Origin of the sequence: Streptomyces johnsoniae (assembly GCF_031845565.1) — a bacterium.
In the GTDB taxonomy this organism is placed as follows: domain Bacteria; phylum Actinomycetota; class Actinomycetes; order Streptomycetales; family Streptomycetaceae; genus Streptomyces; species Streptomyces johnsoniae.
The window spans coordinates 1-390 of sequence record NZ_JAVREV010000099.1; the positions used below are offsets into that span (position 1 = coordinate 1).

The 390-nt window shown below is 70.0% G+C and carries 1 protein-coding gene; it reads left to right on the forward strand.

The features are described from left to right. Nucleotides 1-390, forward strand: a 390-nt coding sequence (locus RM779_RS33460; RefSeq protein WP_311621558.1) for a TrbI/VirB10 family protein, incomplete at both ends; no start/stop codon positions are given.

Consider the following 390-nt stretch of genomic DNA (forward strand, 5'->3'; position numbering starts at 1 on the left):
TTCGTCAGCTGCACCGTCGAGCGGGACGTGATGTCGGATTCGGGCGCGGTCGTCCTCATGGAGAAGGGCACCCAGGTCGTCGGCGAGTATCGCGGCAATGTCCGGCGGGGATCGAAGCGCATGTTCGTGCTTTGGAACAGGGCGAGGACCCCGACGGGCGTCATCGTGCAGCTCGCCTCGCCGGCGACCGACGCGCTCGGCCGGGGCGGCTTCGACGGCGAGATCGACACCCACTTCTTCGAGCGCTTCGGCGGCGCCCTCCTCCTCTCGATCGTGGCGGACGCGGGCCAGATCGCCGGTCGGCAGCTCTCGGACGCCGAGATCGAGATCCGCTCGACGCAAGGGGCGGGCGCCAGCGCCGCGGGGATCGCGACCGAGCAGTCGATCAAC